Consider the following 19088-nt stretch of genomic DNA (forward strand, 5'->3'; position numbering starts at 1 on the left):
GCCATGTGGAAGAGACTGTTTGGCAAGCCCCCGATCCGCGTCTGGGTGATCAAGCAGGTCGACGCCGACCTACTCCACCTGTGCGGCGAGGGCAGGATCTCGCCCGACGGCAAGCGGGCGCGAGACGAGGTAATCACCGCGCTGAGGCGCGGCGAATACCGCGGTGCGGTGGAAATGATCGATAACGGCCTGGTGCTCAATGCCCGGCTGTTCGCCGCCCTGCTGCCGGATGACGCCTTCCATCTCGACGCCGATGGTCTCGCCCACTGGCAGGACCAGACCTGGCGCGTCGCCAAGGTCCCCCAGCGCTGCTGGACCTACGAAGGCCTCCTGGTGGCCCGCGCCATGGCCCATGGCGACTTCGACCTGGTCAGCAGCGAGGACGTCAGCGGCATTCGCCGGCGCGCCGCCAGCGAAGGCCTGGCCGCGTCGAACTCGCTGCAGTTCGGCGCCGCCGACGAGCTCGAGGGCGAAGCCGAATTCGCCGAGCGCTGGCGACGCCGCCGACAGACGGAAGACCAGCATGACGACGACTGATCACCGTGCACACCACCGGGCCTCACCGGCGCCCTGGGCGTTCATCGCCCTGATGGTACTGGTCGGCCTCAATCTGCGCCCGGCGCTGTCGTCGCTGGCCCCGCTGCTGCCGCGCATCGAGGCCGACACCGGCCTGCCGATGCTGGCCATCGGTGCCCTGACCACCCTGCCCGTGCTGTGCCTGGGCCTGTTCGCGCCCTCGGCGCCCTGGCTGTCGCGCCGGCTGGGCACCGAGCGCACCCTGTCGCTGGCGCTGCTGGTGCTGGCCGTGGGCCTCGGGCTGCGCGGGCTGGCTCAGCCGGCATGGCTGTTCGCCGGCACGCTGCTGGTAGGTGCCGGCATCGGCATTGCCGGCACCCTGCTGCCCGCCCTGGTCAAGCGCGAGCTGCCCGACAGCGCCGACCTGATGACCGGCGTCTACACCATGGCACTGTGCCTGGGCGGCGCGCTGGGCGCCGGTCTCAGCATCCCGCTGACGGAAGCGCTGGGCGGCTGGACCTATTCGCTGATCAGCTGGGCCGCGCTGGCGGTCGTCAGCCTGATCGCCTGGCAGACGCTGATGCCGTCCCATAGGCCCCCGCCGACGACCGCGCCCGCCCGCGGCGATTCCGGCGCACTGCTGCGCCAGCCGCTGGCCTGGCAGGTGACCCTCTACATGGGCTGCCAGTCCTCGCTGGCCTATATCGTCTTCGGCTGGCTGCCAACCCTGCTGGTGGAACGCGGCTACGACGAGGCCGAGGCCGGCTGGATGACCGGCGCCTCGGTGATGCTGCAGCTCGGCGCGGCGCTGTCCGCCCCCTGGGTGGCGCGCCTGGGTCGCGATCAGCGTCCTGCCCTGGTGCTGGTACTGAGCCTGATCGCCGCCGGCTTCTGGGTGCTGCTCCAGGGCCCCGCCGAGTGGCGCTGGGCCGGGGTCACCATGCTCGGCTTCGGTCAGGGCGGCGGCTTCAGCCTGGCGCTGTCGCTGATCGTGCTGCGCACCGCCGATGCCCGCCTGGCCGGCAAGCTCTCGGGCATGGTCCAGGGCGTAGGCTATGCCCTGGCGTCGCTGGGTCCGCTGGGCGTCGGCGTGATGCTGGAGCTCGACCTGGGCCTCGCCGGCATCACCGCGGCGCTGATGGCCGTGGCCGCCGCCGCCGCCGGCTTCGCCCTGCTGGCCGGGCGCAATCGCCGCCTGGCCAGCGATGACGCGGGCCGGCTCGTCGTTCGCTGAATCAGTGCACTGATCCAGAGTCCGCTGAATCCGGCGCCGACGCCATACGCCTCTTGCCTGGCGACGCAGGCGCTCTATCATGAGCCCCAACCTCAGCCTGGAGCTTCCATGACGTCATCCGCTTCTTCCCTGCTGGTCATCTACACCGGCGGTACCTTCGGCATGGTGGAAAGCCCCGATGGGCTGGTCCCCGGCCACGACATCGAGGCCCGCCTGCGCGCCGCCCTGGCCACCCTGCCGCCGAGCCGCCAGGCCGGGCTGGCCGAGTTCCGGCTCATCGCCACGCCGACACCCATCGACTCCAGCGCCGCCACTCCCGGCGACTGGCAGCGCCTGGCCGGCCTGATCGCCGATCACTACGCCGACCACGCCGGCATCGTGGTGATCCACGGCACCGACACCCTGGCCTGGACCGCCTCCAGCCTGGCCTACCAGCTGCAAGGCCTGGATCGCCCGGTGGTGGTTACCGGCGCCATGCAGCCGCTGGAGGCCTCCGACAGCGATGCGCTGGCCAACATCGAGGCGGCGCTGCGCTTCGCCGCCGAGCCACGGCTGCAGGAAGTGGCGATCTGCTTCGCCGGCCGCCTGCTGCGCGGCGTATGCAGCCGCAAGTGGCAGACCCAGGACGCCGATGCCTTCGTGTCGCCCAATCATCCGCCGCTCGGCGAATGGGTCGACGACGATGCGGTGCTCTACCCGGGCCGCGGCCTGGAGCGCACCCAGCGCGGCGCCCCGCGCTTCGAGCTGCCCGACTATGCCCCGCTGGCCGCCGGCGCGGTGCCGCGTATCGTGCTGTGGCCGGGGCTCGCCGCCTGGCAGCTGGAGGCCTGGCTGCTGGACGATCGGGTCAAGGGCGCGCTGCTGGAGGTCTGGGGCGGCGGCAACATCCCGGACGATCCGCGCCTGGCGGGCGTGCTGGCCCAGGCCGTCGGCGAGGGCAAGCTGATCGCCGCCATCAGCCAGTGCCCCCACGGCGCGGTGGCCATCGGCCACTACGCCGCCGGGCAGGCATTGTCCGAAGCCGGCGTGCTGTCCGGCGACGACATGACGCCGGAGGCCGCCGTGGCCAAGCTGGTGCATCTGCTCGCTCAGCCGCTGCCGGAGGAGGAGCGCCGTCGGCGCTTCCTGACGCCGCTGGTCGGCGAGCGCGCCGCCCCCTGAAGGACGCGCGCCGGGATCGGACGGCCCAGCGTTGAAGACGCCGCGACCGCCCCATGGTCAGGGCGAGGCGCGAGCGGCTAGAGTGGAGACACACGTCCGCCTCACAGGTAGCCCGACATGGAACATCCGGATCATCCCTTCAGCGAACTCTTCGAACAGCTCGGACTGGCCTCGGAGCCGGCCGCCATCCAGCGCTTCATCGAGCGTAACTCGCCGATTCCGGAGAATGTGGAACTGCCCGATGCGCCCTGCTGGAACGAGGGCCAGGCGGAGTTCCTGCGCGAGGCCATCGAGGCCGACGCCGACTGGGCCGAAGTCGTCGACCATCTGAATGCCTCGCTGCGCAAGGACTGACCAGGCAGCACCTGGAACAAAGCAACGCCACCCAACGAGAACGCCGCCCATTCGGGCGGCGTTCTCGTTGCCGGGTCACGCTATAGCCTGGCCGCGACGCGATCCAGGATCTGCTGGCTGACCCGATTGACCAGCGGCGTCACCGCACGCTTGACGGCCTTCTCCACCAGCCGGCTCTGGATCTCGTATTCCAGCGTCAGCGCCACCTCGGTGCCCTCGGGCACCGGCGTCAGCCGATAGCGACCGCGGTTCCTGACGCCGCTGCGCGACTCCCAGGCCAGCGCCTCCGGGGCGCGACGCTCGGTGATCTCCACCTCGAAGGTCCAGTCCATGCGCACCGCGTGAACGTGCCAGCGGTAGCGCCCCTCGCCCAGCGGCTCGATGCGCTCGATCAGGTCCGAATAGTCGACGAAGTCCTCGACCCGCTCGAGCAGGGCGAAGACGCGCTCGGGCGGCGCCTCGAGAATGGCGCGGTGTTCGATGGTGGCCATGCCGTTTCCTTGTGCTGAGGGCCTCGGGAGTGGCCTGCCAGCTTCACCGACGCCCCAGGGGGATGTCCAGTACGCGATCCTGGAAGAGGCGACGGCCTGGCACCTGTCTCCTTGGTCAAGTACACTCCCCGTCCGCCGGACCGGACCCCGGTAAAGAAAATTCTCCGACCAAAGGTTTTCCCATGTCCGATTCCTCACATCCGGCCACCGTGGTGATCTACTCCGGTGGCATGGACTCCTATACCGTGCTGCATCGCGCCCTGCGCGAGGGCCGCGAGGTCCACGCCCTGTCCTTCGACTACGGCCAGCGCCATGCCCGCGAGCTCGAGGTCGCCCGCGAGGTCTGCCGCGAGCTCGGCGTACCCCACCAAGTGGTCGACATCACCACCATCCATGGCCTGATCGACGCCTCGGCGCTCACCGACTCAAGCCAGGCACTGCCCGACGCCGACTACGCCGAGGCCAATCTCAAGGCCACCGTGGTGCCCAACCGCAACATGGTGCTGCTGTCGCTGGCCATCGCCAAGGCGGTCAACATCGGCGCCGACCGGGTCGACTACGGCGCCCACGGCGGCGATCACGTGCTCTATCCGGACTGCCGCCCCGAGTTCGTCGAGGCCATGAACGCCGTGGCCGGCATCGCCAACTTCGAGCCGGTGACCCTGCATGCGCCCTACCTGCGCGCCGGCAAGGACGAGATCCTCGCCGAGGGCCTGGCCATGGGGCTCGACTACGGCAAGACCTGGACCTGCTACCGCGGCGAGGCCCTGGCCTGCGGCCGCTGTGGCAGCTGCCGCGAGCGACTCGCCGCCTTCGCCGCCAACGGCGCCGTCGATCCCATCGCCTATGACACCACAGGCGACGAGGCCGACGCCTCTTCACGGCGGCCCGATGTCGACGCCGAAGGAACCGATGATGTATAGCGTCAAGGAAGCCTTCTACTCGCTGCAGGGCGAAGGCGGCCAGGCCGGTCGCGCCAGCGTGTTCTGCCGCTTCAGCGGCTGCAATCTGTGGTCGGGGCGCGAGGCCGATCGCGCCGCCGCGGCCTGCCGCTTCTGCGACACCGACATCCGCGGCACCGACGGCCAGCACGGCGGCCGCTTCAATGAGGCCGAGGCCCTGGCCGATCACCTGATCGCGCTATGGCCGGACGCCCCGGGCACCGCAACGCCCCAGGTGATCTTCACCGGCGGCGAGCCGCTGCTGCAGCTCGACGAGGCGCTGATCGAGGCCATGCACGAGCGCGGCTTCGACGTCGCCGTGGAGACCAACGGCACCCTGCCGGCGCCGCCGGGCATCGACTGGCTGTGCGTCAGTCCCAAGGGCGAGACCGTGCTGACCCAAACCTCCGGCGACGAGCTCAAGCTGGTCTATCCGCAGAGCGACGCGCCGCCCGAGCGCTTCACCGCTCTGGACTTCCATCACTTCTTCCTGCAGCCGATGGATACCGCGGCGGTCGGCGGCGGAGACGTCACCGCCGACACCGTGGCCTACTGCCTGAGCCATCCCCAGTGGCGGCTGTCGCTGCAGACCCACAAGATCACGGGGATCGACTGATGACGCTGTTCGTCAACCGCCTCACCCATCTCGACGCCTCGCTGTGGTGCCCGGAGCGCGGGCTGATCGGCGCCAGCTGGCGGGTCGACGCCGAGCTCGACGGCGAGCTCGGCGAGGACGGCATGCTGTTCGACTTCGGCGAGGTCAAGCCGTGGATCAAGTCGCACATCGACCAGGGCCCCGATCACACCCTGCTGGTGCCCACCGAGGCGCCGGGCGTCAACGTCCACGACTGCGCCGAGGGCCTGTGCGTGCGCGCCGAGTCGCCCTACCCGTTCGAGGTGCGCGGCCCGCGCCAGGCCTTCGCCCTGCTGCCCTGGCCGGCCATCACCGCCGAGCGCCTGGCCGAGCACCTGTCCGCCTCGCTCAGCCGTCAGCCGCCGGCCCGGGTCGAGGCGATCCGCCTGACGTTGACCGACGAGGCCATCGACGGCGCCGCCTACACCTACAGCCATGGCCTCAAGCGCCACGCCGGCAACTGCCAGCGCATCGCCCACGGCCATCGCTCGCGGCTGCACGTGTGGCAGGACGGCGAGCGCCGCCCGGCGCTGGAGGCCGAGTGGGCCGAGCGCCTCGCCGATCGCTACCTGGTGGACGAGGCCGACGTGGTCGAGGGCCTCGACACCACCTTCAACGGCCGGCTGACCACCCGCTACACGGCCGAACAGGGCCGCTTCGCCCTGACCCTGCCGCGGGAGCGCTGCATCCCGATGCCGACCCCGACCACGGTGGAGCAGATCGCCGCCTGGCTGGCCGGAGAGATCGCCCGCGAGACCGGCCGCGCCACCCGCGTCCAGGCCTTCGAGGGCATCGACAAGGGGGCGCTGGCGGAGGCCGAGGCGTGAGCTCGAACCCGACCATGAGCGCAGACCAGGACGGCGACGATTGCCGCCCCGGCTGCGGCGCCTGCTGCATCGCGCCCTCGATCAGCTCGCCGATTCCCGGCATGCCGGACGGCAAACCCGCCGGAGTGCGCTGCGCCCAGCTCGACGACGACAACCTGTGCCGACTGTTCGGTCGGCCCGAACGGCCGGCGGTCTGCGCGCGCTTCGACTTCGACCGCGAGCTGTGCGGCGAGCACCGCGATCAGGCGCTGGCGCGGATCGCCGCGCTGGAAGTCGCGACCTGAGCCTGTCGGGATGCGCCTTCGAACATGGTCTCGAGGGACGCGCCTAGAAGACCTTGGAGACAGAAACGCCCGGCGAGGCTCGTGAGACGAGCCTCGCCGGGCGTTTTCCCGTTTCCATGGCGCCGAGAGTGGCCGCGTCGTCAGTCTTCCAGGTCGGCGGTATGCGGCAGCCGTTTGTCGAGCAGGGTCCGCCAGCGCACCAGCACCGGGGCATCGCTGTGACTGACCTCGCCCAGCAGGTCACGGAACGCCATGCGCGCGTCCTCGTCCGCCGGGTCGACCAGCGTCAGCCAGGCTTCCAGGGCGCTGAGCTGCTGGTGCAGGTTGCCGTCACCGCGGGCCTGCTCCAGCGCCTGCTCGATCAGCGCGCGCACCTCCTCGGCGGGATGCCCCAGGCGGTGACGCACCTTGGCCAGATGCACGGCCAGCTCGGCGACGAACAGCGTGGCGCGCTCGCGGGCGATCAGCAGGCACTGGTCGAGGTAGTCCTCGGCCCGGGCCAGCTCGCCCAGCGAGGTGCAGGCGTCCACCCACCACAGCGAGGGCCGCTGGTAGGGGTCACGCCCGGTGACCTCGACGAACTCCTCCTGCGCCGCCTCGATGCGCTTGAGCCCTTCGCGGTCGCCGGACAGCGCCCGCTGCCAGCCGAGCACCTCGCGCGCCGAGACCTGCCACAGCTGCAGGTCCGGCGTGCCGGTGATCTCGTAGGCGCGCTCGGCGCGCTGGGCCGCTAGATGCTCGTGGCCGATCTGGCGATAGAGGGCAGCGGCATACATCAGCGCCATGGCCAGGCTGCCCGGATGATTGATGCGCTCGGCGAGGCGGATCGCCGATTCGACCTGCTGCTGGGCGCGATGGTAGTCGCCGCGCAGGCACAGCGCCCAGCTCTGGAAGCAGGTCGCCGCCACCTGGGGATGATCGGAGAACGGCAGCCACTCGATCATCATCGGCGAGTTGAGCGGGTCGATCTCCTCGAGATGCTCGTGGGCCTGCTGGATGCGGCCCGCCCAGTACTCGCAGCTGGCGCGGGCGAAGTCGGCCAGGCGCTGGTAGCGCGGGTCATCGAGCCGCGAGGCCAGATCCGCCAGCCGCGAGGCCAGCAGGAAAGCGTCGGCGTGGGCGTTGCGCTGGCTGCAGCCGACCCACAGGCCCCACTTGACCAGGAACGCCTGCTCCAGGTCTTCGCTGTCCTCCGGCGCCTCGTCGCTGCAGGTCAGCAGCTCGCGGGCCCGGACGAAGCTCTCGTGGGCGGTGGGCGAGCCATGTCCCTCAAGGGCGAATGCCGCCTGGCCGCGCACGGTGTGCAGGCTGACCTCGCGCTCCTGCTGCCCTTCCACGTGGCGCAGGCTGGCCAGGCCGAAGTCGGCCATGCGCAGCGCGGTGCGGTTGGCACTGACCTTGAGCGCCTCGCGGGCCGCCAGCTCGAAGTAGCGGGCACCGCGAGCATAGTGGCCGCTGCGTCGCAGGTGGGTGGCGAAGTCGCCGGGATGGCGGCTGATCCACACCGGAAAGCGCTCTTCGATCAGTGCCACGACCTGACGGTGCAGGGCCACGCGCACGTCCCGCGGGCAGGACAGATAGGCCGCCTCCTGCAGCAGCTGGTGAGTGAACTGGTACTCGCGCCCCTCCTCGGCCTCGTCGACCGGCTCGACGATCTCCAACCGTACCATGTGCTCCAGCGCCGAGGTCAGCCGCGGCATCTCGCGGTCGCTGCACTCGGCGAGGAAATCGAGTCGGAAGCGCCGTCCCAGCACCGCCGCCACGTGGGCGACGTCGCGGTCGCCGTCGAGCTGGTCGATGCGGCTGGCCAGCAGCCCGAGCAGGCCCTGCGGCAGCTCGTCGAGGTCGATGCGGCGCCCTTCGCGCCGATCCATGTCGACGCGGCGGCAGATCTCCTGAAGATACAGCGGCACGCCGTCGCAGCGCTCGACGATCTGGCTGCGCAGGCGCGGACTGAGCTGCAGCCGATAGCGCCGCGCCAGCTGGGTGAGCAGCCGCGACGACTGCATGGGGTCGAGCCGCCCGAGGGTGATCTGCTGATCCCAGTCGAGCCGTGTCGGCAGCGCCTCGCGACCGTGGTGGCTGGCCACCATCAGGAAGGGGCAGTTGATCGGCAGACGCGCCTGCAGGCCGGCCAGCACCTTGAAGGAAGGCTCGTCGAGCCACTGCAGGTCGTCGATCATCAGCACCAGGGTGCGGGTGTCGGTGAGCCGCTCGATCAGCCGCTGCAGCACGCCGACCACCAGCTCCACCACGTCGCCGTTCTGGGTCAGCATGGCGACTTCGCGGGGCTCACAGACGCCCAGCGCCTCTTCGAGCAGTAGCCGCTGCTCGTCGTCGAGATTCTCCGGCGTCAGCGAGGCCAGCTGTTCGGCATCGACATCATCGCCGATGTGCCAGTGCAGCAGCTGGCGGGCCACCCCGTAGGGCTCCTGGATCGACAGCCGCGTGGTGGGCTGCCAGCAGACCGACGCCTCGCGGGTCTGTTCGAGCTGGCGGAAGCCGACCAGCAGCGCCGACTTGCCGAGCCCGGAGGGGCCACGCACCAGCACGCTCTGGCGCAGGCCGATGCCGGCCCGGGCCAGGGCGTCGCGCAGCGTGCGCAGCGCTCCTTCGCGACCGATCAGGCTCGGCGGCAGCGCTCCTCGGCCGCCTTCATTCGCGCCAAGGACAAGCGCCCGCAGCCACACGCGGCCGTCGCTGGCCACCAGCCGCGACGAGAGCCGTGGCTGCAGGTCCAGCGCCGGCGGCATGTGCTGGCTGGCCTCCTGGGAGATCACCAGTTCGCTGCCCTGGGCGGCGCCCATCAGCTCCAGCGCCCCCTGGGTGACTTCGCCCAGCGGGTCGACCAGGTGGCGTTCCGGCAGATACACCACCTGGCCGCTGTTGAGCCCGGCGGCCAGCGAGATGCCAGGGGCCTCGCCCTCGCCGCTCCAGTGGCGGGCGCGCTCGTCGGGCAGCGCCCGCTGACAGTGCTCGTAGAGCGCCACCAGCTCGGCGAGCTGGTGCGCCGGGCCATGGGTGCCGAAGCAGGCCAGACCGATGCCCCCGGCGGCGCCGGGCAGCCAGAAGCCGCCCAGGTGATGACACTGCTGCTCGAGCCAGCGCATCAGCTCGCTCTGCAGGGACAGGCAGGCCCGGGTCTCGCCGCGGGAAGAGAGGTCGGCATTCAGGTTGAGGCGAATCGCCATCACCGACAGCTGACGCAACTCGATCTCGTCGTCGCGCAGCGGCGCGCTGTCGGCGGCCAGGCTGCGCGAGAAGCCGCCGCCGTGGCCGCCGGCATCGTCACCGGCGCCATCCGACCAGTAGCGCGCCAGCTGCAGGAAGGCCGGGTCCGGCTGCTGGCCGGTCAGCGCCAACAGCTGCAGATAGGCATTGTACTGCTCATGGGCGGCGGCCAGCTGGCCCTGCTCGGCGAGCTGACGCACCAGCCGCTCGTGGAAGGGCCCATAGCCGGAAAAGCGGCTGACCAGGGTCTCCAGCAGCGCGTCGGGCAGTGGCTCCGACTGCTCGAGCACCGATTCGGCGTAGCGGATTACGCGCTGGCGCCACTCGTTGCGCACCTGCACCAGCCAGCGCTGGAACTCGGCGCAGGCGGCGAGCTGCAGCTCCTCGACCAGATCGCCCTGGTAGCACTCCAGGATGTCTTCCAGGGTCGCCACCTCGGCGGGCGCCTCGAGCATCGACTGCAGCTCGTGAAGATCGAACTGCCACGCCTCGGGCAGCTCGAAGGCGATGGTCTGACGGGACACCGACAGCACCTCCTCGGCCTGGGCGCCCAGCGACTGGCGCAGACAGTGCAGGGCGTGGCGCAGGTTGGTGCGTCCGGAGGAGAGGCCCTGATCGGGCCACAGCAGTTCGGCGAGGGTCGCGCGGTTGACCGGCTGTTCGTGGAGCAGCAGGTAGACCAGCAGCGCCTTGACCTTGTCGTAGCTGAAATGGGTCAGCGCATCGTCGCCCAGGGTCAGCGAAAAATGACCGAATAACGCCAGGCGATCTTGTTCTTCACGGGTCACGGCGTCGGAAGCATCCCGCATGATTGTTAGGCCCTGCTGGGCGGCGCCCCGAACTCAGGCGGGAACGCCGCTGTGAAAACGAAATGCCGTGTCCGGCATGGTGATCAGCTCGGCTTCTCGCGCGGCGAGGAAGGCGATGCGATCTTCAATGGCATCCGGGGCGGCCCGGCGTGCCAGCATCAGGTAATCCTCATAGTGACGCCCTTCCGACTTAACCAGACTGCGATAGAACTTTGCAAGCTCATCGTCAAGATGCGGGATCAAACGGGCGAAGCGCTCGCAGCTGCGCGCCTCGATCAGGGCGCCCACGATCAGGATATCGACCAGCCGCTGCGGTTCTTCAGCCCGCACATGGCGACGCAGCCCCTCGGCGTAGCGCGAGGCCGACAGGTGGCGATAGACGATGCCGCGCTGCTCCATCAGTGTGACCACCTGCTCGAAGTGCAGCAGCTCCTCGCGGGCCAGCTGGCACATCTTGGTCAGCAGCAGCGGCCGGTCCACGTAGCGGTAGAGCAGGCTCATCGCCGTGGAGGCGGCCTTCTTCTCGCACTGGGCGTGGTCGATCAGCAGCAGCTCGGGGTTGTCGAGCGCCCAGTCGACCCAGGCACCGGGCGTCGGACAGTGGAGAAACGCAAGCAGCCCTTCGGGCAGCAGGTCAACGGGCGCGGGGGCGTCGGCAATGGCGGTCATCGATGGGTCCGGCGGTTCATGAGCAGGGAAATCGGGGGCTGTGACATCAGCGTCCGGGAAATCAGAGACTCTTCAGGAGAGCGAGGCCCGGACCTGGCGGCGCGCTTCGGCGGCGGCCAGCAGGTCGGCGGCGAGGCGAGCGTGCAGGGTCGCGGCGTCGAGCGGCTCGACCGGCGCCAGGCCGTAGCGCGACAGGTCGCGGATGCGGTCGCGGCCGACGCGCAACAGCTCCACCGCCCGGGACAGCGGCGGCTGGTCGTGGCGAAAGCGAATCCGATGGCGCACCAGCTGGGCCTCGAGGGCCGCGGCATCCACCACGCTCAGGTGGCGGCCGGCGACCTCGACGCGCAGCGCATCCAGCTCGGCCATCCGCCCTTCCCGCGCCTCGCCGGACAGCGCCGGCCAGTCGCGGATCTCGTCGTCGATGCGTTGACAGCCGCGGCAGACGCGATCGCCCACCGTCGTCGAACACAGGCCCACACAGGGGGAGGCGATTCGCCCCGCCATCGGCCGCTCCTCTCCGTTGATGAAAGTCGCACCATGGTAACGCGATGCCCGCAGACAGGCACCCCGGAGGCGCTCGCACGCGGCCAGAGACCAAAGTTCGACCCCCGTCATGGCCGGCATTCTTAACATTGTCGACAGTTTCTCCTAGAATACCGCCACCGTTGACCGTGCTGATTCCGACGTGCCGAGCGACTGGCCGTGGCGTCATCGCCACCGCAGGACGCTCGGCCACTACTAACCAATGAGGGCCACCACGTGCTTGAAGCCTATCGCCAACATGTCGAGGAGCGCGCCCAGGCGGGCGTTCCGCCGAAGCCGCTGAACGCCGAGCAGACGGCTGCCCTGGTCGAGCTGCTGAAGAATCCGCCCGCCGGCGAGGAAGAGGCCGTCCTCGACCTGCTGACCAATCGCGTGCCGCCGGGCGTCGACGAGGCCGCCTACGTCAAGGCCGGCTTCCTGACCGCCATCGCTAAGGGTGAAGCCGAGTCGCCGCTGATCGACCGCGTTCATGCCGTCAAGCTGCTGGGCACCATGCAGGGCGGCTACAACATCGCCTCGCTGGTCGAGCTGCTGGACGACGACGCGCTGGCCAAGGAAGTGGGCGAGCAGCTCAAGCACACCCTGCTGATGTTCGACGCCTTCCACGACGTGGAAGAGCGCGCCAAGGCCGGCAACGCCGTGGCCAAGGACGTGATCCAGTCGTGGGCCGAGGCCGAGTGGTTCCTGTCCAAGCCGGCACTGGCCGACAAGATCACCCTGACCGTGTTCAAGGTGCCCGGCGAGACCAACACCGACGACCTCTCCCCGGCCCCGGATGCCTGGTCGCGCCCGGACATCCCGCTGCATGCCAACGCCATGCTCAAGAACCCGCGCGACGGCATCGCGCCGGAAGAGCCGGGCGTCACCGGTCCGCTCAAGCAGATCGAGGAAGTGAAGGCCAAGGGTCACCAGGTCGTATACGTCGGCGACGTGGTCGGCACCGGCTCCTCGCGCAAGTCCGCCACCAACTCCGTGCTGTGGTTCTTCGGCGACGACATCCCCAACGTGCCGAACAAGCGCGCCGGCGGCTTCTGCTTCGGCGGCAAGATCGCCCCGATCTTCTTCAACACCATGGAAGATTCCGGCGCCCTGCCGATCGAGATGGACGTCGAGAAGCTCGAGATGGGCGACGTCATCGACGTCTACCCGTATGAAGGCAAGGTCTGCAAGCACGGCACCGACGAGGTGCTGACCACCTTCGAGCTCAAGACCCAGCTGCTGCTCGACGAGGCCCGCGCCGGCGGCCGCATCCCGTTGATCATCGGCCGCGGCCTGACCGCCAAGGCGCGTGAGTCCCTGGGCCTGGCCCCGTCCGACGTCTTCCGCCTGTCCGAGCAGCCGGCCGACACCGGCAAGGGCTTCACCCTGGCCCAGAAGATGGTCGGCAAGGCCTGCGGCATGGAGGGCGTGCGCCCGGGCATGTACTGCGAGCCGAAGATGACCACCGTGGGCTCCCAGGACACCACCGGTCCGATGACCCGCGACGAGCTCAAGGACCTGGCCTGCCTGGGCTTCCAGGCCGACCTGGTGATGCAGTCCTTCTGCCACACCAGCGCCTATCCGAAGCCGGTCGACGTGGAAACCCACCACACCCTGCCCGACTTCATCATGAACCGCGGCGGCGTCTCACTGCGTCCGGGCGACGGCATCATCCACAGCTGGCTGAACCGCATGCTGCTGCCCGACACCGTGGGCACCGGCGGCGACTCTCATACCCGCTTCCCGATGGGCATCTCTTTCCCGGCGGGCTCCGGCCTGGTGGCCTTCGCCGCCGCCACCGGCGTGATGCCGCTGGACATGCCGGAATCCGTGCTGGTGCGCTTCAAGGGCAAGCGTCAGCCCGGCGTCACCCTGCGTGACCTGGTTCACGCCATCCCCTACTACGCCATCCAGCAGGGGCTGCTGACCGTCGAGAAGTCAGGCAAGAAGAACGCCTTCTCCGGCCGCGTGCTGGAAATCGAGGGCCTCGAGGACCTCACCGTCGAGCAGGCCTTCGAACTCTCCGACGCCTCCGCCGAGCGCTCCGCCGCCGGCTGCACCATCACCCTCTCCGAGGACAGCGTCAGCGAGTACCTGAAGTCCAACATCACCCTGCTCAAGTGGATGATCGCCAACGGCTACGGCGATGCCCGTACCCTCGAGCGCCGCATCAAGGGCATGGAAGAGTGGCTCGAGAACCCGAGCCTGATGCGCGCCGACAAGGACGCCGAGTACGCCGAGGTGATCGAGATCGACCTCGACCAGCTCGACCAGCCGGTGCTGTGCGCCCCGAACGACCCGGACGACGCCCGCCTGCTCTCCGACGTGGCCGGCCAGTCCATCGACGAGGTGTTCATCGGCTCGTGCATGACCAACATCGGCCACTTCCGCGCCGCCGGCAAGCTGCTCGAGAAGCAGCCCGCGGGCAGCCTGAAGACCAAGCTGTGGCTGGCACCGCCGACCAAGATGGACCAGCACCAGCTGACCGAGGAAGGCTACTACGGGATCTACGGCCGTGCCGGCGCACGCATGGAAATGCCGGGCTGCTCGCTGTGCATGGGTAACCAGGCCCGCGTCGCCGCCAAGAGCACCGTGGTCTCTACCTCCACGCGCAACTTCCCCAACCGCCTGGGCGACGGCGCCGACGTCTTCCTGGCGTCCGCCGAGCTGGCCGCCGTGGCCGCGGTGGAGGGTCGCCTGCCGAGCGTCAGCGAATATCGCCGCTACATGAGCGAGTTCGACGCCATGGCCGGCGAGATCTATCGTTACATGAACTTCCACGAGATCGAGGAGTTCCAGAAGGCCGCCTCGAACGTGATCCCGGTGAGCCAGGAAGCCTGATCACCGCCATCGTCACCGATGCTCGCAACATCGCAGGCCCGCCGTCCGGCGGGCCGTCGACGACCGAAGCGCCCCGCCCCGTGCGGGGCGCTTTTTTTGTTGCCCCGTCCGTTCTGCCCCTCCCCCCAGGGGGACTTTCCTCATCGACTGGCTGTGGCATCATCGAGGTTCATCGACCGAGGAGACACCCCGTCATGCCTGCCATCGTCACCCCCGATCTCTGCGACGCCTATCCCGAAGTGGCCGTGCTGGAGCCCATGTTCGTCAACTTCGGCGGCCATGAGGCCTTCTTCGGGCCGGTGCGCACCGTCAAGTGCTTCGAGGACAACTCGCTCGTGCGCCAGGCCGTCAACGAGCCCGGCGACGGCGCCGTGCTGGTGGTCGACGCCGGCGGCTCGACCCGCTGCGCCATGCTCGGCGACCGGCTCGCCGAGCAGGCCGCCGGCAACGGCTGGGCCGGCATCCTGATGTACGGCTGCGTGCGCGACGTCGACGAGCTGGCCGAGACCGAGCTCGGCATCCAGGCCCTGGCCGCCCATCCGCGCAGGAGCGAGAAGCACGGCGAGGGCCAGCGCGACGTGCCGGTCAGCGTCGGCGGCGCGACCATCGAACCGGGCCAGTGGCTCTACGCCGACAACAACGGCATCCTCATCGCCGACGAGAAGCTGGCCCTGGATTGATCGCCTGAAGCGCGACCTGCCTCAAGGCGCCTCGATGCGAAAAAAGCCCGGGACACGGTCCCGGGCTTTTTTCTGCACAGCATGGCGCCTCTCGGCGGGGTTCACTGGCATGGCTCACTGGCGCCGGCAGCGCCAGGTCGCCAGCCATCCCAGTACGGCTACGCCCAGCAATCCCGCCGCGCCCCAGCCCACGGCCTCGACCAGCTGGCGGAAGGCGTCGGGGGCGTGCTGGGGCCGGGCCACCATGCCGTGAGCGACCAGTCGGCCGCCGCCGTACAACGCGCCGAGCAGCACGGCCAGCGGCCAGGCGCCACGCAGCGATGCCAGCGCCACGGTCAGCCGCCAGGGTGGCGACGGCTCCGCCTTGTCGCGCCGCGCCGCGCCTTTCTCGGCGGCTGCGTTGGCGCGAGGCGACGGCGCCTTTTCCTTGGATGCCGCTCGGGCCGCGCCCTTGGCCGGCGCCCTCGGGGACGTCTTCCGGCCCTTCGAGGCCCGGGAGGCCGTCTTCTTTCCAGTCGACGGCGCGCGGCGCCCCAGACGCGCGAAGACCCAGCGCAGCATCCGCCAGACGGCCCATCCGAAGGTGAAACACACGGCCAGGGCCAGCCCGCCCATTACCAGAAAATACGCCATCGGGCGGCTCCTCGAGACAATCAACCGCCCATGATGCCAAAAGCCGCGCCCTCTGTGGGCATTCAAGGAACATCAAGGCACCACGATCACCGGAATCGCCGGCCTCGATAGCCACTCCGCGTCCTCTGCCAGCAGCGACCGCAGCATCTCTCGGCGCATCATCAGCGCACCACCGCGACAGGCCGCCAGGCGCCGCGACAGCGAGGCCGCACTCTCGGCCACCAGCGGCCGCGCCTCGCCGAACAGCGACAGCAGCGTCGCAGGCACAGACGGCATCTCTCCACCTCCGGACACCACCAGCAGCGGCCCCGCGGCCGCCTCGCGCCAGATCAGCACCGGGCAGGGCGCCGACAGCATCAGCGCGAGACCGGCGGCGCCGAATCGTGCGCTCGACTCCCCCCCTGCGCCGGCCCGATCCAGCACCAGCAGATCGCCGGGCACGGCCAGCGCCAGCGCCTCCTCGAGCATCCGGCCGCGCCGCACCTCCAGCGAATGAGGCAGCTGCCGCCCGGCCATCGCGCTGGCCAGGGCCCGGCGGACCCGCTCGCCCTGACGGGCCAGTCCGGCCTCTAGCCCGGCGAGGCTGAGCCGGCGCACCCGGCCGGAGTAGCCCCCGACCTCGCAGGCAAAGGGAAAGGCCGCGCTGTGCAGCAGGTCCTGATTCTCGACGACCAGCACCACCAGCTCGCGCCCCTGCCGTTCGGCGAGGTGCGCCGCAGCGGCAATCAGCGCCTGGCCCTGGCCAGAGGCCTCATGCAGCGCCAGCACCCTCGCCAGGGTCCCCGGCTCCCGGGCCCGGCCGGCCGCGTCGGGCTCACTCATCGCCAGTTTCCCCACCGTTGCGATCGGCCCCGGCAGCTTCATCGCCATCGCCATCACGATGACGTACCGCCCGACGGAAGTCCGCCAGCCGCTCGGCGACCCGAGCCTCCAGGTCGAGCCCGGCCTCGCCGGCGGTCAACAGCGTCAGCGCCTCCTCCAGTCGGCGAATGGCGTAGAGTCGAAAATGAACGGCGGCGATCGCCTCGCGCACCTCGGCGTCGAGCATCAGGTGCTCGACGTTGGCGGCGGGCAGGATCACCGCCCTCCCCTCGATCTCGCCCCGCGCCCGGCACACGGCGAAGAAGCCCTCGATCTTCTCGTTGACGCCGCCCACCGCCTGCACCTCGCCATGCTGGTTGATCGAGCCGGTCACGGCGAAGCGCTGGTCCAGGGGCACGCGGGCGATGGCGGACACCAGCGCACAGGCCTCGGCCACCGAGGCACTGTCGCCCTCGACGCCGCCGTAGGACTGCTCGAAGGCCAGGCTGGCCGACAGCGACAGCGGCGCATCGGCGGCATAGCGATTGGCCAGCCAGCGCGACAGGATCATCACCGCCTTGGCGTGAATCGGCCCGCCCATCCTGGCCTCGCGCTCGATGTCGATCACCTGACCGTGGCCCGGCCGCGCGGTGGCCGTGATGCGGATCGGCTGGCCGAAGCCGTGATCGGTCAGGCGCATCACCGTCAGCCCGTTGATCTGGCCGATCCGTCGGCCGTCGGTGGCGATCATCAGGGTGCCGCGCAGAATCTGTTCGAGGCTGAGTTCGCGAATGCGGTCGGCGCGACGGCGCTGCTCGGCCACACTGCGCTCCACGGCCTCCCGGCCGATCGCCGCCTGGCCGTCGCTACCGGCCCAGTGGTCGGCCTCCACTAGCAGATCGTGCAGGTCACGATGGCGCACGGTAAGCCGACGCTGGTCGCCGGCCAGCCGGGTGGCCCGCTCGATCACCGCCGCCACCCCCTCGGCGGTCAGCGGCCTCAGGCCGGCCTCGGTCGCCAGCATCACCAGCATGCGGGCATAGTCGACCAGGCCTTCCGACTCGCGGACGACCTCGTCGTCCATGTCGGCCTGGACCTTGAACAGCTCCAGGAAATCGGGATCGTGCTCGCACAGCAGGTAGTAGAGCGATCGATCGCCGAGCAGCACCACCTTGACGTCCAGCGGCACCGCCTCGGGCTCCAGGGTCAGGGTGCTGATCAGCCCGTAGGCCTGCTCCAGGGATTCGGTGCGGATGCGCCCGGTCGACAGCACCCGCTTGAGGGTTTCCCAGGCCCCGGGCTGCGTCAGCAGGCCGCGCACGTCGAGCACCAGATAACCGCCGTTGGCATGATGCAGGGCACCGGGACGAATCAGCGTGAAATCGGTCAGCAGGGTGCCGTTCTGGACCTGATGCTCGATCCGGCCAACCAGGTGCTGGTGGCTGGGCATGTCGAGGTGCACCACCGGCGCGCCGCTGGCGTCGGCGTTGTCCACCAGCAGGTTGAGCCGGAAGCGGCTGAACACGGCCTCGGGGGGAATCTCGGGTTCGTCCTCACGGAAGCTCTCGACGTGGAACAGCAGCGCCTCGCGGATCGCCGTCAGATGCGCCAGCACGGCCTCATGCTCGGCGTAGCGGGTGTCGAGCTCCTCCAACGGCGCCTCGATGGCGGCCTGCAGCAGCTCCTCGTTGAGCGCGGCGATCTGCTCGCGCAGGGTATTGGCCAGCCGGGGCATCCGACGGATCGTCTGGGCCAGCTTGTCCTGGAGAATTTCCACGCTGCGCTCGATGCGCTCGCGCTCGGCCTGATCGAGCTGCTGATAGGCATCGGGCGAAAGCATCTCGCCGTCGGCGTCGGCCGGCGCGAAGGTAAAGCCGCTGGGCGTCGATAGCAGCAGGATATCGTTGTCGCGGGCCTCGCGGCGAACCGCTTCCACGGCATCGCGCTGACGCTCGCCCATGGCCTGCTTGAGCTCATGGAGCCGATTCTGGTACTCGTCGCTCTCGAACATCGCCGGAATGGCGCCGGCGAGTTCCTCTATCAGCCGCTCGATATCACCGCGGAGCTGCCGCCCCAGCCCGGGTGGCAGGCTCAGCAGCAGCGGCACGCTGGGGTCGTCGAAGTTGTAGCGGTAACAGAGGTCAGGCGGCGTCGGAGCCGAGGCCGCCCGCCGTTCGAGGAAGCGGCTGACCGAGTCTCTCTGGCCGCGGCCGGGCGATCCGAGCACGTACAGGTTGAAGCCATCGTGGCGAATCGCCGTGCCCAGCGCCAGGGCATCGCGCGCCCGCGCCTGGCCCTCGATCATGTCCAACGGGGCCAGTTCGCTGGTCAGGGTGAAATCGAAGTGTTCACTCGGGCAGCGCCGAAACACCGCCTCCACCGTCAGGGGCTCCACCATGGTCCGCCTCCCTCATCGTCGGACTCAGTATGGCGGATCCCCGCGGCGACCACCTGATG

General features: G+C 69.8%; 17 protein-coding genes. 10 read left to right on the plus strand and 7 right to left on the minus strand.

Features of this window, described 5'->3' with window-relative positions:
• Positions 1-3: 3 nt before the first annotated feature.
• The 4 genes from MYL53_RS04665 to MYL53_RS04680 all read left to right on the plus strand — a co-directional run bounded on the left by MYL53_RS04665 (position 4) and on the right by MYL53_RS04680 (position 3265).
• Positions 4-537, plus strand: coding sequence for a hypothetical protein (locus MYL53_RS04665; RefSeq protein ID WP_247852271.1), 534 nt, complete (start codon positions 4-6; stop codon positions 535-537).
• A complete protein-coding gene (locus MYL53_RS04670) occupies positions 524-1750 on the plus strand; it encodes a CynX/NimT family MFS transporter (RefSeq protein ID WP_247852272.1) in 1227 nt (408 codons plus the stop codon). Before MYL53_RS04665 ends, MYL53_RS04670 begins: the two co-directional genes overlap by 14 nt.
• 108 nt (positions 1751-1858) lie before the next feature.
• Positions 1859-2911, plus strand: a complete 1053-nt coding sequence (locus tag MYL53_RS04675) for an asparaginase (RefSeq protein WP_247852274.1) — start codon at positions 1859-1861, stop codon at positions 2909-2911.
• A 117-nt stretch (positions 2912-3028) separates the two neighbouring features.
• Positions 3029-3265 (plus strand): DUF2789 domain-containing protein, encoded by a 237-nt coding sequence (locus MYL53_RS04680; protein ID WP_247852276.1) that lies wholly within the window; start codon positions 3029-3031, stop codon positions 3263-3265.
• 80 nt (positions 3266-3345) lie between these two features.
• Here the strand turns inward: MYL53_RS04680 and MYL53_RS04685 are convergent, their stop codons facing one another.
• On the minus strand, positions 3346-3756 hold the full coding sequence (locus MYL53_RS04685) for an SRPBCC family protein (RefSeq protein ID WP_247852278.1): 411 nt from the start codon (positions 3754-3756) through the stop codon (positions 3346-3348).
• 182 nt (positions 3757-3938) lie between these two features.
• On the opposite strand from MYL53_RS04685, the gene queC reads away from it, so the two are divergent.
• From queC to MYL53_RS04705, 4 genes are read left to right on the plus strand one after another with little or no spacing between them, the layout of a single operon-like run.
• Positions 3939-4679 carry a 7-cyano-7-deazaguanine synthase QueC gene (queC, locus tag MYL53_RS04690; RefSeq protein WP_247852279.1) on the plus strand — a complete coding sequence of 247 codons (741 nt, stop codon included), beginning with the start codon at positions 3939-3941 and terminating at the stop codon, positions 4677-4679.
• Positions 4672-5313, plus strand: coding sequence for a 7-carboxy-7-deazaguanine synthase (queE, locus tag MYL53_RS04695; protein ID WP_247852280.1), 642 nt, complete (start codon positions 4672-4674; stop codon positions 5311-5313). The genes queC and queE overlap by 8 nt, the downstream gene beginning before the upstream one ends.
• Positions 5313-6158, plus strand: a complete 846-nt coding sequence (locus tag MYL53_RS04700; RefSeq protein ID WP_247852282.1) for a 6-pyruvoyl trahydropterin synthase family protein — start codon at positions 5313-5315, stop codon at positions 6156-6158. The genes queE and MYL53_RS04700 overlap by 1 nt, the downstream gene beginning before the upstream one ends.
• Before the next feature lie 14 nt (positions 6159-6172).
• Positions 6173-6442, plus strand: a complete 270-nt coding sequence (locus MYL53_RS04705) for a YkgJ family cysteine cluster protein (RefSeq protein ID WP_247852284.1) — start codon at positions 6173-6175, stop codon at positions 6440-6442.
• A gap of 140 nt (positions 6443-6582) precedes the next feature.
• Here MYL53_RS04705 and MYL53_RS04710 read toward each other — a convergent pair whose 3' ends face one another.
• From MYL53_RS04710 to MYL53_RS04720, 3 genes are all read right to left on the minus strand, one after another.
• Positions 6583-10482 carry an ATP-binding protein gene (locus MYL53_RS04710; RefSeq protein WP_247852285.1) on the minus strand — a complete coding sequence of 1300 codons (3900 nt, stop codon included), beginning with the start codon at positions 10480-10482 and terminating at the stop codon, positions 6583-6585.
• A 33-nt stretch (positions 10483-10515) separates the two neighbouring features.
• On the minus strand, positions 10516-11151 hold the full coding sequence (locus tag MYL53_RS04715) for a MiaE family protein (RefSeq protein WP_247852286.1): 636 nt from the start codon (positions 11149-11151) through the stop codon (positions 10516-10518).
• 72 nt (positions 11152-11223) lie between these two features.
• Positions 11224-11658: a DUF1289 domain-containing protein gene (locus MYL53_RS04720; protein ID WP_247852287.1), complete on the minus strand. Its 435-nt coding sequence runs from the start codon at positions 11656-11658 to the stop codon at positions 11224-11226.
• A 255-nt stretch (positions 11659-11913) separates the two neighbouring features.
• Here MYL53_RS04720 and acnB point away from each other — a divergent pair, with 255 nt between their 5' ends.
• Positions 11914-14517, plus strand: coding sequence for a bifunctional aconitate hydratase 2/2-methylisocitrate dehydratase (gene acnB / locus MYL53_RS04725; protein ID WP_247852289.1), 2604 nt, complete (start codon positions 11914-11916; stop codon positions 14515-14517).
• 194 nt (positions 14518-14711) lie between these two features.
• Positions 14712-15197 (plus strand): ribonuclease E activity regulator RraA, encoded by a 486-nt coding sequence (gene rraA / locus MYL53_RS04730; protein ID WP_247852291.1) that lies wholly within the window; start codon positions 14712-14714, stop codon positions 15195-15197.
• 114 nt (positions 15198-15311) lie between these two features.
• Here the strand turns inward: rraA and MYL53_RS04735 are convergent, their stop codons facing one another.
• From MYL53_RS04735 to MYL53_RS04745, 3 genes are all read right to left on the minus strand, one after another.
• Positions 15312-15830 carry a hypothetical protein gene (locus tag MYL53_RS04735; RefSeq protein WP_247852292.1) on the minus strand — a complete coding sequence of 173 codons (519 nt, stop codon included), beginning with the start codon at positions 15828-15830 and terminating at the stop codon, positions 15312-15314.
• A 72-nt stretch (positions 15831-15902) separates the two neighbouring features.
• Positions 15903-16652, minus strand: a complete 750-nt coding sequence (locus tag MYL53_RS04740) for a hypothetical protein (RefSeq protein ID WP_247852295.1) — start codon at positions 16650-16652, stop codon at positions 15903-15905.
• Positions 16645-19029, minus strand: a complete 2385-nt coding sequence (locus MYL53_RS04745) for a Lon protease family protein (protein WP_247852297.1) — start codon at positions 19027-19029, stop codon at positions 16645-16647. Before MYL53_RS04745 ends, MYL53_RS04740 begins: the two co-directional genes overlap by 8 nt.
• Positions 19030-19088 lie beyond the last annotated feature (59 nt).

The sequence above is a fragment of the Halomonas getboli genome, from assembly GCF_023094245.1.
GTDB classification, from domain to species: Bacteria; Pseudomonadota; Gammaproteobacteria; order Pseudomonadales; family Halomonadaceae; genus Halomonas; species Halomonas getboli.

Excerpts from the sequence above, each read along its gene's own strand:
- MYL53_RS04675 (WP_247852274.1), top strand. The coding sequence starts at position 1,859 with ATGACGTCATCCGCTTCTTCCCTGCTGGTCATCTACACCGGCGGTACC.
- MYL53_RS04710 (WP_247852285.1), bottom strand. The coding sequence starts at position 10,482 with ATGCGGGATGCTTCCGACGCCGTGACCCGTGAAGAACAAGATCGCCTG.
- MYL53_RS04665 (WP_247852271.1), top strand. The coding sequence starts at position 4 with ATGTGGAAGAGACTGTTTGGCAAGCCCCCGATCCGCGTCTGGGTGATC.
- MYL53_RS04705 (WP_247852284.1), top strand. The coding sequence starts at position 6,173 with ATGAGCGCAGACCAGGACGGCGACGATTGCCGCCCCGGCTGCGGCGCC.
- MYL53_RS04680 (WP_247852276.1), top strand. The coding sequence starts at position 3,029 with ATGGAACATCCGGATCATCCCTTCAGCGAACTCTTCGAACAGCTCGGA.
- MYL53_RS04720 (WP_247852287.1), bottom strand. The coding sequence starts at position 11,658 with ATGGCGGGGCGAATCGCCTCCCCCTGTGTGGGCCTGTGTTCGACGACG.
- MYL53_RS04740 (WP_247852295.1), bottom strand. The coding sequence starts at position 16,652 with ATGAGTGAGCCCGACGCGGCCGGCCGGGCCCGGGAGCCGGGGACCCTG.
- MYL53_RS04670 (WP_247852272.1), top strand. The coding sequence starts at position 524 with ATGACGACGACTGATCACCGTGCACACCACCGGGCCTCACCGGCGCCC.
- MYL53_RS04735 (WP_247852292.1), bottom strand. The coding sequence starts at position 15,830 with ATGGCGTATTTTCTGGTAATGGGCGGGCTGGCCCTGGCCGTGTGTTTC.
- MYL53_RS04700 (WP_247852282.1), top strand. The coding sequence starts at position 5,313 with ATGACGCTGTTCGTCAACCGCCTCACCCATCTCGACGCCTCGCTGTGG.
- MYL53_RS04715 (WP_247852286.1), bottom strand. The coding sequence starts at position 11,151 with ATGACCGCCATTGCCGACGCCCCCGCGCCCGTTGACCTGCTGCCCGAA.
- queC (WP_247852279.1), top strand. The coding sequence starts at position 3,939 with ATGTCCGATTCCTCACATCCGGCCACCGTGGTGATCTACTCCGGTGGC.
- rraA (WP_247852291.1), top strand. The coding sequence starts at position 14,712 with ATGCCTGCCATCGTCACCCCCGATCTCTGCGACGCCTATCCCGAAGTG.
- MYL53_RS04685 (WP_247852278.1), bottom strand. The coding sequence starts at position 3,756 with ATGGCCACCATCGAACACCGCGCCATTCTCGAGGCGCCGCCCGAGCGC.
- MYL53_RS04745 (WP_247852297.1), bottom strand. The coding sequence starts at position 19,029 with ATGGTGGAGCCCCTGACGGTGGAGGCGGTGTTTCGGCGCTGCCCGAGT.
- queE (WP_247852280.1), top strand. The coding sequence starts at position 4,672 with ATGTATAGCGTCAAGGAAGCCTTCTACTCGCTGCAGGGCGAAGGCGGC.